Origin of the sequence: Ulvibacterium sp. (assembly GCF_965248315.1) — a bacterium.
Lineage (GTDB): Bacteria > Bacteroidota > Bacteroidia > Flavobacteriales > Flavobacteriaceae > Ulvibacterium.
The window spans coordinates 1,585,139-1,598,919 of the sequence record NZ_CBDFIX010000002.1 but is presented as its reverse complement, the minus strand read 5'-3'; the positions used below and the strand labels follow the sequence as shown (position 1 = coordinate 1,598,919).

Annotated in this window: 14 protein-coding genes; 9 read left to right on the top strand and 5 right to left on the bottom strand. The window is 37.2% G+C overall.

Annotated features, from left to right (window positions below; translation table 11 throughout):
- Positions 1–32: 32 nt before the first annotated feature.
- Positions 33–695, bottom strand: coding sequence for an N-acetylmuramoyl-L-alanine amidase family protein (locus tag ACP2AF_RS08390; protein WP_149304597.1), 663 nt, complete (start codon positions 693–695; stop codon positions 33–35).
- A gap of 189 nt (positions 696–884) precedes the next feature.
- Between ACP2AF_RS08390 and ACP2AF_RS08385 the strand changes: the two genes are divergently transcribed.
- Genes ACP2AF_RS08385 through ACP2AF_RS08345 form a run of 9 tightly spaced genes read left to right on the top strand, consistent with a single transcriptional unit; the run spans position 885 to position 8,036 of the window.
- The gene (locus ACP2AF_RS08385; protein WP_149304596.1) at positions 885–1,172 is read left to right on the top strand and encodes a hypothetical protein; all 288 of its coding nucleotides are present in this window, start codon (positions 885–887) and stop codon (positions 1,170–1,172) included.
- Positions 1,172–1,450, top strand: coding sequence for a hypothetical protein (locus tag ACP2AF_RS08380; protein WP_149304595.1), 279 nt, complete (start codon positions 1,172–1,174; stop codon positions 1,448–1,450). Before ACP2AF_RS08385 ends, ACP2AF_RS08380 begins: the two co-directional genes overlap by 1 nt.
- Positions 1,443–3,845 carry a TraG family conjugative transposon ATPase gene (locus ACP2AF_RS08375; RefSeq protein WP_149304594.1) on the top strand — a complete coding sequence of 801 codons (2,403 nt, stop codon included), beginning with the start codon at positions 1,443–1,445 and terminating at the stop codon, positions 3,843–3,845. Before ACP2AF_RS08380 ends, ACP2AF_RS08375 begins: the two co-directional genes overlap by 8 nt.
- A 4-nt stretch (positions 3,846–3,849) precedes the next feature.
- Positions 3,850–4,431, top strand: coding sequence for a conjugal transfer protein (locus ACP2AF_RS08370; protein ID WP_149304593.1), 582 nt, complete (start codon positions 3,850–3,852; stop codon positions 4,429–4,431).
- Between the two features lie 2 nt (positions 4,432–4,433).
- A complete protein-coding gene (locus ACP2AF_RS08365) occupies positions 4,434–5,276 on the top strand; it encodes a hypothetical protein (protein WP_149304592.1) in 843 nt (280 codons plus the stop codon).
- Between the two features lie 11 nt (positions 5,277–5,287).
- Positions 5,288–5,911: a conjugal transfer protein TraK gene (locus tag ACP2AF_RS08360; protein WP_149304591.1), complete on the top strand. Its 624-nt coding sequence runs from the start codon at positions 5,288–5,290 to the stop codon at positions 5,909–5,911.
- A complete protein-coding gene (traM, locus tag ACP2AF_RS08355) occupies positions 5,892–6,821 on the top strand; it encodes a conjugative transposon protein TraM (RefSeq protein ID WP_149304590.1) in 930 nt (309 codons plus the stop codon). Before ACP2AF_RS08360 ends, traM begins: the two co-directional genes overlap by 20 nt.
- A complete protein-coding gene (locus ACP2AF_RS08350; RefSeq protein ID WP_149304589.1) occupies positions 6,818–7,657 on the top strand; it encodes a DUF4138 domain-containing protein in 840 nt (279 codons plus the stop codon). Before traM ends, ACP2AF_RS08350 begins: the two co-directional genes overlap by 4 nt.
- Before the next feature lie 7 nt (positions 7,658–7,664).
- The gene (locus ACP2AF_RS08345) at positions 7,665–8,036 is read left to right on the top strand and encodes a hypothetical protein (RefSeq protein ID WP_149304588.1); all 372 of its coding nucleotides are present in this window, start codon (positions 7,665–7,667) and stop codon (positions 8,034–8,036) included.
- A 9-nt stretch (positions 8,037–8,045) separates the two neighbouring features.
- On the opposite strand, the gene ACP2AF_RS08340 is transcribed toward ACP2AF_RS08345, so the two are convergent.
- The 4 genes from ACP2AF_RS08340 to ACP2AF_RS08325 all read right to left on the bottom strand — a co-directional run bounded on the left by ACP2AF_RS08340 (position 8,046) and on the right by ACP2AF_RS08325 (position 13,779).
- Positions 8,046–8,432: a winged helix-turn-helix transcriptional regulator gene (locus tag ACP2AF_RS08340; RefSeq protein ID WP_232625253.1), complete on the bottom strand. Its 387-nt coding sequence runs from the start codon at positions 8,430–8,432 to the stop codon at positions 8,046–8,048.
- Complete coding sequence (locus ACP2AF_RS08335; RefSeq protein WP_149304587.1) at positions 8,429–9,049, bottom strand: hypothetical protein; 621 nt, start codon at positions 9,047–9,049, stop codon at positions 8,429–8,431. The genes ACP2AF_RS08340 and ACP2AF_RS08335 overlap by 4 nt, the downstream gene beginning before the upstream one ends.
- Before the next feature lie 3 nt (positions 9,050–9,052).
- Positions 9,053–12,202, bottom strand: coding sequence for an HsdM family class I SAM-dependent methyltransferase (locus ACP2AF_RS08330; RefSeq protein WP_425235761.1), 3,150 nt, complete (start codon positions 12,200–12,202; stop codon positions 9,053–9,055).
- Positions 12,203–12,390: 188 nt separating this feature from the next.
- Positions 12,391–13,779, bottom strand: a complete 1,389-nt coding sequence (locus ACP2AF_RS08325; protein ID WP_394348975.1) for a type IV secretory system conjugative DNA transfer family protein — start codon at positions 13,777–13,779, stop codon at positions 12,391–12,393.
- Between the last annotated feature and the right edge of the window lie 2 nt (positions 13,780–13,781).

Sequence of the window (13,781 nt, the reverse complement as noted above, 5' to 3'; positions counted from 1 at the left end):
AAAGAATTACTTTTCTCAAACATTTTACAACCTCAATCCCCAACTCTTTCATAACTATCAATATTTTTTATTAAACATTCCCAAATCACCAGTGCCACAGCATTCAGAGATTCTGGCTTTAGCAGATAACCTTGTTCATCTTCATTACTTACAAACCCCAATTCCAAAAGAATTGAAGGCATATAGTCAGTCGTTTCCCTAAGCACCTGAAAATTAGCAAATTTTACGCCTCTACTTTCAAATCCCAACTTCTCATTCAATTCTGCTTGTAATTGAAAGCCAAACCAAGTTGCTTCATCCAAAAACTTCAACCTTTTATTGGGCACATAGACTTCCACACCTCTTGCATCTGGATTATCAGAATGATTGCAATGCAGGGAAAGAAACAAATCTGCATTTAGAACTTTGGCCAGCTTGGCTCTATCACTTAAAGAAACTAAGGTATCGCTATACCGTGTTTGATAAATTTCCACAGTTTTATTGTAGTTTTTCTCAGCCAATTCTGAAATCAACCTTACTATTTCTAAGGTGATTTTCTTTTCCCTTAAGCTATTTACCCCAATTGCACCAGAATCATTTCCGCCGTGGCCAGGGTCAATGACAATGATTTTTTTCTCATCCAAATCCTGACCCAAAAGCAAGCAACTTTTGAGAAGTAAAAACACAAAACTGACGTTTTTGAGCCACTTTTTCATTTTCCAATTTTAGGTTTTCAACAGTTACACTTCAAAATTCCATAGAATTTGATGCCAAATAATAGCATCGAAAACCAAACAATATCAAATAATATTTTATTCACATATATTTGATTTTCAATTATTTATGTTCAAATATATGTAAATTTCACATAACGAAAATGAACCAAAATTTTAATCTAATTCGTTATGAAAAAAACACATTATTTGGCAGGCGTTCTTTCGCTCTTATCAACTTCGCTTTTTGCTCAGATTGGTGGTATTGAAGATTCGGTCAACGATGTTTCCGACACCATCCGAACTATTTTCCCAATTATATTGGGTGTCATCTTCCTAATAGGTTTCCTGTTTAATGCAGGACACTTCTTTGGTGAAAACGCAGACCTTAAAAAAGGGATTACGCGTGTATTGGTCTTTGTGCTAATTGCTGGTGCAGTCGTTGGAATCTTCACCTATCTAATAGGCATTGTAGTGTAGTGAAGAAGTTTGAAGTCTATAGAAATATGCGGAAACGTGCGGTCATCTTTGGTCTGCCCATTTCCCTGTTTGCCTTGATGATGGTATCCATTTTGGCATCACTTCTCATTATCATCTTTTCCTTCAGCTTTGGTGTCATCATTGGGTTAATGGTATTCAATGGTGGTCTCTACATCGCATTAACTCGAATTGCCAACAATCCACAGCTATTTCAAATGGGTAATCCTTTTCCAAAAATCATCAGCAACAAGCGTAACTCAGGTTTTGAATATGAATAAGATGAACCTCTCAGCATATCAACCCATTGCAGATATTCAGGATAATATTGTCTTTGCCAATAATGGCAATGTGGTGTTGTGCTATAAAGGGAATCTGCCAGAAATCTATTCGCTTTCTGAAAAGGACTTTGAGGATATACACGGTGCGTGGTTCCAAGCCTTGAAGTCACTACCTGTTGGAATTGTGGTTCATAAACAGGATATTTATTTAAAGAAGTCCTACTCTTCAGAACAATTGCCCAATGAGTCCTTTCTCGAAAAGGCAACGCACAATCATTTTAAAAGTCGTGGTTACATCGAACATCAATGTTATTTGTTCTTTATCCTGACAAAAAACAAGGCACTCAACAATCCAAAATATGTCAACCCATTCCGAAAGGTTTTCAAAGGAATTGTCCAGCAAATGGATGACAACATTAAGGTGTTTGCCAATGCGGTGAGCGATTCGGTGTCCTTTATCAATAACAGCCGAAAGATGCGTTTTGTTTCGCTTCAAGCGAAAGAAATACTACAACTCACCACAAACTATTTCAACGGATTCAGCGAAGGTTTTGATACCGACATCCTACTGGAAAAAAAGAACGTCACCATTGGCGATAACCATTTTGATGCCCTGGCCGTCAATAGCGAACTGTGCTTTGGCGAAAGTGTACAGAGTAGCAAGACCAATGAGAAATTCACTTCGGACGATTTTGTGTTTCATCAAGGGTTTATTGATGGCTTAGGGCTTACGCTGAATGAGAACCACATCGTCAACCAAATCCTGTATTTGGATGATAAACAGAAATGGCGAAAGCTGCTGGATAAGAAAATAGAAGAGCTTAACAAAAGTTCCAATTTCGGTTCGCAGAATAAGGTGGTTCTTGGTAAAATCCAGCACATCCTTGACCAAATCAATGCCGATGATAATGCTCGGATCATCCGTGGTCACTTAAATGTGGTCTATTGGGCAAAGGATAAAAAAAGTCTCGATTCAATTACCTCGAAAATCAAGACTGAGTTTAAGGAACTCGATATCATCCCTTACTATCCGAGAGGTGAAGAACGTAAAAATTATATTCTGAACAGTTATTGCTGTTTTTCATCCAACTTCTCAAACAACGATTTGTACGTAACCGATTTGAAGCACGCCCTATGTCTGTTCATCAACAATACCAACTACAAATCTGATGCTACCGGAATTATTTTTAATGATAGGGAACATAACATTCCTGTGCTAAAAGATGTTTGGGATGAACGCAAGAGACGTATCAAAGCCCGGAACTTTGCAATTTTCGCACCGACTGGCGAAGGCAAGTCCTTTTTGGCCAATAACATCCTACGCCAATATTTTGAAAGTGGTGTTCGCCTGGTCATAATTGACCTCGGTGGATCCTACACCAAATTTGCCAAACTCTATCCTGAGAAATACACGGTACTTCGCTATGAAAGTGGAAAGAACTTGGGTATCAACCCATTCTTCATCAGCGATAAAAATGACCTAACACCGGAACGTCTCGAAGACTTGTCGGTTTTCCTTTTTGAATTGTTCGCTTCAGACCTAAAAGTGACGAAAGCACAATCCGTTTCGGTCAAAAAGATATTGCGTCACTATTACGATAGCACTTCTGAAAATCATTCGCTCGAAGGTTTCTACAATTTTATAGAGAGGCATCAGAAGGATATTCTGAAAACCCTTAAAATCCATCCCGACTACTTTAATGTCACGAGCTTCTTGCACGTAATGTCCGAGTATGTCGGTGATGGTCTATACAGTTTTCTGTTCGAGGTGAGCGAAGACCAGACCTATAAAATCGAAGATAAACGCTTGATTGTCTTTGAGCTTGATGAAGTAAAGGATAATAAGGAAATCCTATCCGTAATGCTTAAGCTTATTAAGTCAGCTATCCAACGCACCATTTGGCGTAATCGAGCCGAAAAAGGCATTATCCTTTTCGATGAGTTTGCCAAACAACTGAAGTTTGACAACGTGCTGGAAAGTGTGGAATTCTACTATCAGGCCATACGGAAACAGAATGGTGCTATCGGTATCATTTTGCAGTCCATTAATCAGCTACCAAACAATTCCACATCGGCAAGTATTCTTGAGAACACACAGGTTATCTACAGCTTAAACAATGAAAAAGGCTACGATGAGCTGGTCAAAAGGCTCAACCTTTCCAGTCACGACCTGAACCAGTTAAAGTCCATCAAAAACAATCTTTCCGGACTACGGAAATACACCGAAATGTTTATCAAAATAGGCAAGGAAAGCAACATCTTCCGGTTGGAAGTTCCGAAGGAAGTGTATGCAGCTTACTTGACTGATGGAAAGGAAAACGAAAAAATAATGAAGCTCTACAATGAGCATCAGGATATGGAAAAAGCAATAATTCAATTCACATCTAAAACATAATATTATGAAAACAAAAATTAGAATTTTAATAATGACTGTAGCCTTAATGTTGTTAATGTCAAGTCGTGCTACTGCTCAGGGAATGCCAGTTTATGACAATACCAACTTCATCAGTTTGGTTAAACAGCTCTTGGAATCGGGTAAACAGACGGCAGAAATGATTAAGTCCGTAAAATTCTTGAAGGATGCCAAAGAAGCTATTGAAAAAGTTTCAAGCGTTGTCCAACAGCTTAGGGCAGTTGAGGAAATCGCACAGAACAATCAGCGCCTTATCAATGTAATGCAAAATGACCTTCAGGATATTCTAAATTCCCCCTACATCAAACCCGAGGAAATAGACAAGGTTATGGGCTCTTTTGAAACAATTGTACAAAATTCCCTTGACACGGTTGATTTCATAGACGAAGTTCTCTCCAGCGATTATCTCAAAATGAGTGATGCCGAACGCGCCGAAATACTGAAAGCAAAAGAACTGGAATCAAAGCAAATGGTTTCCAACATCACTATGAAAACAAAACGTTATCGTGATATTATTTCATTCAGAAAGATGCAAGATAAAGTCAATAATCGAGAAACCGAATACTAACAATGACTGCGACCATCATTTTAGGAATTGGGCTGGAATACATCGATACGGTGTTCCAGACCATACAGGCCAGCGACTTTTCGCAATATACCATTGCCGGAATGAAAACGCTTGCTGTCCTATTTTTCTTGGTCAACATCCTTAAAAAATACAACGAAGGTATTGCAGACAAGGACGGTTACACTTGGGGGTTAAGTCCGGGCGAATTGGCAAAAAATTTTGCCATTGTGGTTTTGGTCATATTCTCAACGCAGGTATTAGGGTTTTTTGATGGGATTTTAGTGGCCATCGAAGGACAGTATCGAGGAACTGCACCTGCATTACTACCGTTACAGATGCAGGATATACCATTAGAGGAAGATGTAAGTCTTTTTGATGCGGCAAGTTCGGCAATGACACTTTTGTATGAGGCGTTAGTGACACCATTGTTTGGATTCAAAATTTTGGCCTTTATATTAAGTACCATACTCTGGATATTGGATTTGTTCATCTATCCGCTATTCTTGGCAGAGCGTTTTTTCCTGTTGGGAATAATGCAAGCCTTTTTCCCTTTGGTCATAAGCCTTGCCGTATTTGAAAAGTTTCGCTCGCTCGCATATACCTTCTTTAAATTGTACGCTGCCGTTTATATGCTTGTGCCAGCATTTTTTCTGGTCAATGTATTTGTCAATGCCATTTATACCGAAATCAACACCAATTTCTGGGTAAACCTGTTTGGAACCGATACGGGCCAGGGCTTCTTTGCACCTGTCGTACAATTGGGCTCAGTAGGGTTTATCGTGTTCCTGAAATTCAAACTATATCGGCGTGCCACCTCGTTTACCCTCAGATTGTTTACCAACTAATTCCATTCAGAATGAAAACACCCTTTAAAAATATATACAACGTCCTAAAGCTAAATCGGTTTATTGTTTTGGCGGTCGTCATTTGTGCACTGCTATCCAGTACTTTTTCAGTTTGGATGGTATTCAACACCAATCAGAAGGCGCTCAACAGCGCTTTTGCAATCAATACTGATGGCACTATCATCCCGCTCAAACTCGTCACCCAAAAAGAGAATTTCAGGGTCGAAGCCCTGGCTCACTTAGAACTGTTCCACAACTATTTCTATAACATCGATGCCAGCAATTATGAACGCAATCTCAAAAAAGCACTTTGGCTGGGTAACAGCTCTGTGGACAATCTGTACCGTCAGAAAAAGGCTGATGGTGTTTATAACCGATTGTTGCAGTATTCCTTAGTGCAAAAGGTGCTAAGTATCGATTCCCAAGTTGAGCAACAAAACGGAAGCCACGTCTTCCGAACCGTTACCATTTTTGAAATTAACCGTGGACCCGTCATTGACACTTACGAATTGGTATCTACAGGAAACTTGATTATGGTAGACCGAAACTTTCCCAACAATCCACACGGATTGTTGATTACCAATTATTTCGAAAACACTTTAAGAAAAATAGATTATGAAAGTAGAAAAGAATAAAATCATTTTCGCTGGTGTCCTCGCCATCATTTTCCTCTTCCTTATCTCATATTCAGTGATGCTTATGGAAGATGAGGACAATGATGAAGACACCTTGCAACAGACGCTTGTACCTGAACTGGAAGATGACCAAAAGGAATACGATTCCAAACTCGATGCCATAAACGACCTCAAGGAAGTGCGTGAAAGCACCGCACCGAGCATCTATGATGAAAAGCTGATTGATTCCCTGGGCTTTTACGACCCAGATTTACCGGAACTTGAAAAAGAACGTATTGTGGACAGCATTTACAATGCTGGTAAGATAAAGTATTCCGAAAAACGCTACCAACATTTGGGACATAAACGAGTTGTTCAGCAAACGGTACCAAAGGTGGATTCTGCTGAAGTTAAAAGGGAACAAAAAATTGAAGCCAAAGAATTGGGCCTGGAACATCAACTGTTCTTTGCAGCTTCGCCCAAGCCCAATGAAGTTTCAATTATTGGCAATACTGATGAAACGATTTACGTAGTCGTAGATGGTGACCAAATTGTTCAAGCGAATACCCGATTACGGATGCGCCTAACCAAATCGGCTACTATCAATGGTAAACTGATGCCGAAGAATACAACTGTTTTTGGCTTTATCAGTTTTCAGCCAAATCGTGCTTTAATTGAAATTGAGAATATTAAACACCATCCTACCAAACTAAAAGCCTTCGATTTACAAGATGGTAGCGAGGGTATCTACGTCGAAAACAACTTTAGGGAAGAGGTAACCAGAGAGGTATTTGATGATGTTATTGGTGATATTAATATTCCCAGCGTACCGCAAGTTGGCGGACTTACACAAGTATTTAGGCGTTCTAACCGCAGGGTAAAAGTAACCGTCCTGAACAATTACATATTAATTCTAAAACCAAAACTATGAGACGATATAACTATATATTCATAATGGTATTTGTTTTCGCTATCGCGAAAGCGAACGCACAAACCACCCACTTACTTGATACCATTTATGCAAACGACACTAAAAATGTTGCACTATTTTTCCCAGAACCTATTCGGCAAGGTATAACTGGTTCAGATAATTTTGTCTTTACCTACAATCGTGAAAAAGAACAATATTTTGGCCTGTTGCAAGCCAAGCCTGGAAAGGAAAGTAATTTGCTGGTAGTCAATCGAAATGGCTCGATTTTTTCGTATATTGTAAGGTATAAAAAACAGCTTTCTAAGCTCAATTATTTTATTCCGATATCAAGTAGTATCGGGAATGAAAAACCGATTGTAACTGATTCAATTCTTGCTGAATCTTCTGAAGAGGGTGTAGATAACAGGACGTACCATTACCAAAAATTCTGCTCGTATCTTCTCAATACGAAACAGCGCATTGGTCGAATTAAAAAGCGAAATGAAGGTATTGTTTTACGTGTTGAGAATATCGTTTTTGATAAAGAAGAACTGTACTTCGTCATCCAGATTGAGAACAATTCCACATTGGATTACGATTTGAATTTCTTGAACCTTTCGATTGAAACACGACAAAAAGGAAAAAGGAAATCGTTACAACGTTTGTATCAAGAGCCGATTTACAAACATAAGTTGCCGTCAAAAATTGTAGAAGGCCAAACGGTACGGTTCGTTTATGTGTTGCCAAAATTTTCATTATCCAATGACCGTAGGGCAATTTTAGAACTGAATGAAAAGGATGGTGAACGAAATATTGAAATGAAACTATCGCACAGATATATCAATAACCCAAATTAAAGTCATTATGAAAAATATTGTTGTTTTCTTACTCGTAGTGCTGTTCCTCTCTTGTGCTGATTCTAAAACTAAAGTTTCAGGACCAAGTGCCACAGCCCAAGTTGTTATCGAAAGCTTTTATGAAAAGGATGAAGAAACCTTAAAGGCCAACTCCACACCACAGGCGTATTCAAACTATATGAATACCATAAATATGTTCAACACTACGCCAAAAGATGATTCCAATTTTACTGTTTTGCAGGACACGATTATGGGCGACGTGGCTTGGGTAAAATATACCACAGCTTACGATAAAACACCTGGTATTTTTAAACTGGTTAAGCAAAACGGTAAGTGGTTGGCGGATGCGAGAGGCTCTAAGGATAAGTCGCCTTTTTGAAAAGCGTATTTATTTGTTTTTATCGAGATTGATTTCCCAATAGCCCTGTGTACCATCTTGACGTACCAAAACACCTTTGTTCTTAATAGCTGTTATATGTTTACCAACAGCAGATTCATTGATACCTAAAGCGTCTGCTATTTCATTGTAAGTTATAGAAGAATTAGCAGCTATAAGTTTAACCACTTCTTTTTGTCTTTTAGTAAGTGTAGTTGTGGCATCAATTGCAGCATCTGTTACACCACCTGTTACACCACCTGTTTGACCACCTTTTGCACCACCATCTTCAACAGTAGTTTCTATAGCTACAAACGTCATTCTAAGAAAGTTATCAGAAAAGCTAAAACTCTCTTTACCATAATACCCTAAAATGCAAGAGGGTTTAGAATCAATCAAGCACTATTTAGAGAAGCAAAATCGAACATAAAATGTTTAATGATATAGTCATTTGGATGCTCAGATTCGTAATATTCGCTATGTAAGTGGTGCCGCTTCTGTTCTAAACATTCAGGCTCTCTTTCATCTTTCGTGAGTAGCTTATTTATTCCAGAAACTGTACTTTGTAACAGACCTTCAAGGTTATATCCAAGCAGGCACCCGTTCTCATACTTTCCAGATATAAAATTATTTATACCGGTATCAATATAACGTCGCTTTAAAGCAGAGTCATTTTCTTTAAGGTTTTTGGCTTCCATATGATACTCATACTCTAAAGACGAATTTATGGTTGCCAATCTTAGGTCTATTCGAGGTAATTTGGCAGCAAAACCTTTCTCTTTCTCTACATCTTTTTGGGGTAAATGTTGTTCCACATTAGTGATGATATTCCACTTTAACCTTAATGGATTTTCCTTGATGTGTCCGTGTAGCTCAGAAGTAATGTCATTTTCATCCCAGTCCAATTTAATGACTTTGGTTTCCATAGCAGAAACATAGGATTCCGTTATCAGCTGATAGCATTTTTCTTCAAAGCCTCTTTTGAAGCTGGCAACTATTACTTTGTTTAATCCCATTTACTATACTTCATTAAGGATTTCCAGAATAAGTTCCGAAGCATCTTCAATCGCCATTGATTGTGTCCAAAACCTTTTCTGATTGGGACGAACAATAAAAATCTCGTTACCAGTCTTGTAGTTTAATTTTTTTCTGAAATAGATATTTGTACTTTGTTTAGCCCACAAATGTTTATCCAGTTTTTGAAGCTCTTGTGTCACACTCTCTTGAGATTTTGACACTCCTGTGCTATGCTCCTCGAAAGAAATTTTAATTAACAATAAAGGTGAAAAGTTACTAATGTCAAAAAGTGTTGCATTTGCATATAAGTTTTGGCCATTTAGGAATTGATTTAATCTTCCAATAACTTTCTCCGAATACTCTGATACATTACTAACAGGGCTAAGGGCTTTTGATTTAGTTTTTGAATGAAATAAATCTAAGCTGTAATCTATGACATCGTTTATAAGGTTTATTTCGTCATTGTTCAGGTCAAAACTTTTATTAATAATTCCCTCTACTTTTTCACTAAAAGAAGATATTAACTGATTTCGTTCTTCTTCAATATTCCAAAAGTCTAAACCTTTAATTTCCTCAATAAACTCTTCGGATAAATCTAGAATTTGCGAAACCTCTGTTTTCTCAAGATTTATAGGTATTGAAAGGTATTCATTCTTCATAATCTGCTCCCTTTCTATCCCATAAGAAGAAATGGTCATAAACAAGAAATAACTACTAAGCCTGGAATTAAAATATGAGTTTAGAACTTTGAGAATAGAACTATCATTGCTACTGGAATAAAAACCATATACACCGTCTCTAAAAGAGCATTTAACGTCAATTAGTGACGAGCAAACATTATTTTTCTCCAATCCTTTTTTGACAACAATATGCGTATTCAAAAATGCTTGAATATCACCAAGACGTCTGAAGTGAGAGAAACTTTCAATATCATCTATTTCATCTACCTTGTAGAAGGTTTTATAAAAAGATTTTGATTTAGGTGTTTTGACAGAATCTTTTATATTCCTCAAGCGTGAACTTTGTGTATAAAATCTCTCTATAGAACTGGCATCTAAATAAGGTAACTCTGATAAAGTGTCAGAATATTTAGGTTCATCCTTTTTTTGGGTAAGAAGTTGAAAACCCACACCAGATTCAATATTGTGAACTTGATTAAATTCCTCAATTGTTTGATGTTTTTTGGAATTCAATTTTTCTATCAGTCTAAAGTCAGACAATCCACCCCACATTGCAACTTTCCATATTTTGGTGTCTTGCTTTTGACATTCTTCCCGTGGTAAAAACTTTAAATCTGAGCTATCGATACTTACCCCTTCAATTACATTAGATTTAATAAAAGTCTTGGGTGCATAGTAAAGGATAATATTAGATTTATTCTTAGGCGGATTCAGTCTATAAAAAACAATACTAATAGGACCAGTTGCTGAACCAAACAATTGACCTCCAAAGTCTTTAGGGGCGTTTCTTAAAATTGAAAAGTTATATATCTTTTCAACGTAACAATCATTAAAAAGCCACCTTCTAAAATTTTGATATGTTATTTTGGTATTGGTAAGTATTTTGGTGTTGAAAATCAGAGCAATCTCTCCGTTTGCTGAGAAGCTCGTAGCCTTGTGTAAAAATGGTAGAACCATTTCTTTAGCAAAACCATATTTATCGCTATAATCTCGAATAGATTTAGATAAGTTTTTAGTACCAAATGGTGGATTCCCTACTACTAAATCAAAATTAATTTTTTCTACTTCAGGATTTTCTTCTATTGTATCTGTCCTAAACAAGTTGTTGCCTTGTTCGACTAAAGTATCGTCTGATGGGTCATTGATTAGATAAGGTAAGCGATAGTCCTTATTTTGCCATATGGTTTTAGGGTTTAGATTATCTACAAGAGCAAGATAGAGACTAAATGCTGCAACCTTGATGGATTGAGGGTGGATTTCTATACCAAAAATATTATCCGTCAACAGCTTCTTCAATTCATTGAAGTCCGTAAGTTTATTTCCGTTGGCGTTTTCGTGTCGTTTTACCAAGCGTTTGAAACTTTCCACCAAGAATATCCCGGAACCACAGGTGGGGTCTAATATCTTAACATCATATTCTTTCTCTGACCTAGATATTGGTAATTTCTCGTTTAGAATAAGCTCAACTAAAGAAGGTGGTGTGTAAAAAGTTCCTGTATCTTGTTTTAGGGCAGGATTAATTTCTGCAAGGAAATTTTCATAGATTTCACTCAGCAATTCTATTTGAATAATGCTGAAATCAAAAAGTCGTAAATCTTCGAAAAGATTCTGTTGTAAAGAATTGTCGTTACCGTTTATAAAGCACTTTCGGATAATCTTAAGATGTTCTCCAGAGATTGATTCGTTATTATCTACAGTGAAAACATTGCCATTAAAATATTCTTCTAATTTTTTAAAAAGGGAATATGTTTTATCAGCGTCGTCCAGAATATCAAAATAGGATTTTGCTCCTTTTTTTATATCCGAATAAAATTTCTCATCGGTTGCGCCTCTATCCTCCAAGTAAAGTAGAAATAGAGAACGCATTATTATTTTATGGATAAGATTAATCTCCAATCCTTCTTGTTGAAGCTGTTTTGCAGTGTAAGTAAGGCTCTGTACAAGATATTTATCTACCCTACGCTGAAGACTTATCTTTTTTCTTATCTCATAGGCTTCTTCAAATGTCCAAATGATACCTGTATCAATAGCAATTGAAGAAAAAAGGTTTTGAAGCTGCCTTAACTTTTTGTTGTCCTTGAACTTGTAAGACTCTATTTCGAGTGTTTTGAGTTCCTTCTTATAATCAAAATCGTCGTTTTTAATAATAAGAGGTTTTTCAGCACAATTGTAAATACGAATTTCAGTTTCTGAATAAACGTATAGAAAAATTACTTTCTTGAAGTTCCAGATTTTCTTTTGGGTCTTTGCAACTTGATGAAGAGCTCTGTCGTCAAACTTTTCAACTTTTTTTAAAAAAACCGCAGGATAACTATTGTGGTTTTCATCGGTACTGAAATAAATTTCATCAATACCAAAGTCTTTTACTTGATTTATAACAACTGATTGACTTTCAGAAATTTGATTAGATTTCGAAGTAACAGACACGGCTTTATCCAAGCCTAGATTTTCTATTATATCAAAATCAATCATATCGAAAGTTGTCCAAAATATCTGATAATCAGTTACATACTAAATTAATTTCAAAGGTACAAATGATTTTGCGATTTTGATAACTGAAGTTATACTAATATTTGGATATATTCCAAAAATTTGGAAAATGCAATTCCTTCTACTACGATTAAAGAATATTTTGTAATTACTAAGTTGCGAGCAAAAAATCACCTAAATATCGACCTCGCTTCATCATAAACCCGCTCAAAATTCGCTCTTAAATCAGCATCAGAATATTGCTTCGTTTCCTGCGGAAGCCCTCTCTGAATCTTGAGTAATTTGAATTGAACTTTCTTGTCCTTCCCATCGGCAAAGGTCACGAACTCGCCTTGTCGCAGCTTAAAGAAAATATCCGCCCTTCTTTTGGAAACCTCTCTTTCGCCTTTCGTGATTCTGGTATCAGTTTTAAAAATGTTGGCGGCCTTGCTCACGCTTTTTGTTGGGTTTTTGATAATTTCAAAGAAGCGTTCGTAATATTTAGCCGTATCTGAGTCATTGACCTTACCAAAAAACTGATAGGATAGATTGCTCAGTATCGCCTTGCTTGCCTTATCGCCATACATCATATCGTTTTGGATTTTATCCTGCATTACATAAATGGTGGCAATGTCATAGCTTCTTAGTGTAGCAGGAATGCGGTGCATATTCAGTAGGCGAATGGTAGGTGCTTCTTCCATCAATAAAAAAGAAGGTTTGGAATTGCGTACACTCATTTGTTTGGTAATCGTGTGAATTATGGTAGCGATAATGGGTGAATAAGAGGTTTCAAATTTGGGATTGTTCACAACGGAAATCACGGCTGGGTTTTCTTCATTATTTATGTTCAACGGTACTTCATCTGCAGATAGTGCCATAAAAATGCGTTGGGTGCTGATGCGTTTTAGCGCATTGGCCAAGGTGCTCTTTACACCAGCCGTCTGCCTGTCAGAATCTTTGCCGCTAATGAATGCATCTGCCATTGCCCTCGATGTTATGTTGCTTTCCAGAAACTGGACCAGGCTATCGGTATCGAGCATTTGGTATATCGCAATCAAATGTGGCAAGGTGCAGAACTGTGAATAGTCAGTTTTCAGTTTCCAAATCAATCCACCAATCAAACCTTCGGCAGCATCGTTAAAGAATTTGGTAGTTCCGGTAGTTCCGGATTCCCGTTGTTCCAAAAGGTTTTCAATGAGTACCCTCGATACTTCGTTGACGCTTTCTTCATTCTCTAAATACCGTGGTGCAATGGGATTTACCCGATGGATAATCCTATCAAATGAAATGACCTTCATTGGAACATTGCTATCGGCAAAAAGCGGGTATGCCATTTCGGTCAGCTCAAAATTCTTGTAATCGTGAATAATACCACAAAAACTGTTTTCACGAAAGTGTTTTAAAAATCCATAGACCACGCTTTCGGTTTTCCCACTTCCTGCGGATCCGATAACGGATGCGCCACGTTTTATGTTGTCGATTTTAAAGCTTCCCGATTTTGTCGGGAACTTGACTTGATACTTTTTATCGGTTTTATTCCTTGGTTCACTATCGTAAAATGCATAGAGAAGTATGGCCATCG

Bases quoted from the DNA above. Each gene is read 5' to 3' on its own strand.
- ACP2AF_RS08375 (WP_149304594.1), top strand. From the start codon at position 1,443: ATGAATAAGATGAACCTCTCAGCATATCAACCCATTGCAGATATTCAG.
- ACP2AF_RS08360 (WP_149304591.1), top strand. From the start codon at position 5,288: ATGAAAACACCCTTTAAAAATATATACAACGTCCTAAAGCTAAATCGG.
- ACP2AF_RS08330 (WP_425235761.1), bottom strand. From the start codon at position 12,202: ATGATTGATTTTGATATAATAGAAAATCTAGGCTTGGATAAAGCCGTG.
- ACP2AF_RS08325 (WP_394348975.1), bottom strand. From the start codon at position 13,779: ATGGCCATACTTCTCTATGCATTTTACGATAGTGAACCAAGGAATAAA.
- traM (WP_149304590.1), top strand. From the start codon at position 5,892: ATGAAAGTAGAAAAGAATAAAATCATTTTCGCTGGTGTCCTCGCCATC.
- ACP2AF_RS08345 (WP_149304588.1), top strand. From the start codon at position 7,665: ATGAAAAATATTGTTGTTTTCTTACTCGTAGTGCTGTTCCTCTCTTGT.
- ACP2AF_RS08365 (WP_149304592.1), top strand. From the start codon at position 4,434: ATGACTGCGACCATCATTTTAGGAATTGGGCTGGAATACATCGATACG.
- ACP2AF_RS08385 (WP_149304596.1), top strand. From the start codon at position 885: ATGAAAAAAACACATTATTTGGCAGGCGTTCTTTCGCTCTTATCAACT.
- ACP2AF_RS08370 (WP_149304593.1), top strand. From the start codon at position 3,850: ATGAAAACAAAAATTAGAATTTTAATAATGACTGTAGCCTTAATGTTG.
- ACP2AF_RS08350 (WP_149304589.1), top strand. From the start codon at position 6,818: ATGAGACGATATAACTATATATTCATAATGGTATTTGTTTTCGCTATC.
- ACP2AF_RS08390 (WP_149304597.1), bottom strand. From the start codon at position 695: ATGAAAAAGTGGCTCAAAAACGTCAGTTTTGTGTTTTTACTTCTCAAA.
- ACP2AF_RS08335 (WP_149304587.1), bottom strand. From the start codon at position 9,049: ATGGGATTAAACAAAGTAATAGTTGCCAGCTTCAAAAGAGGCTTTGAA.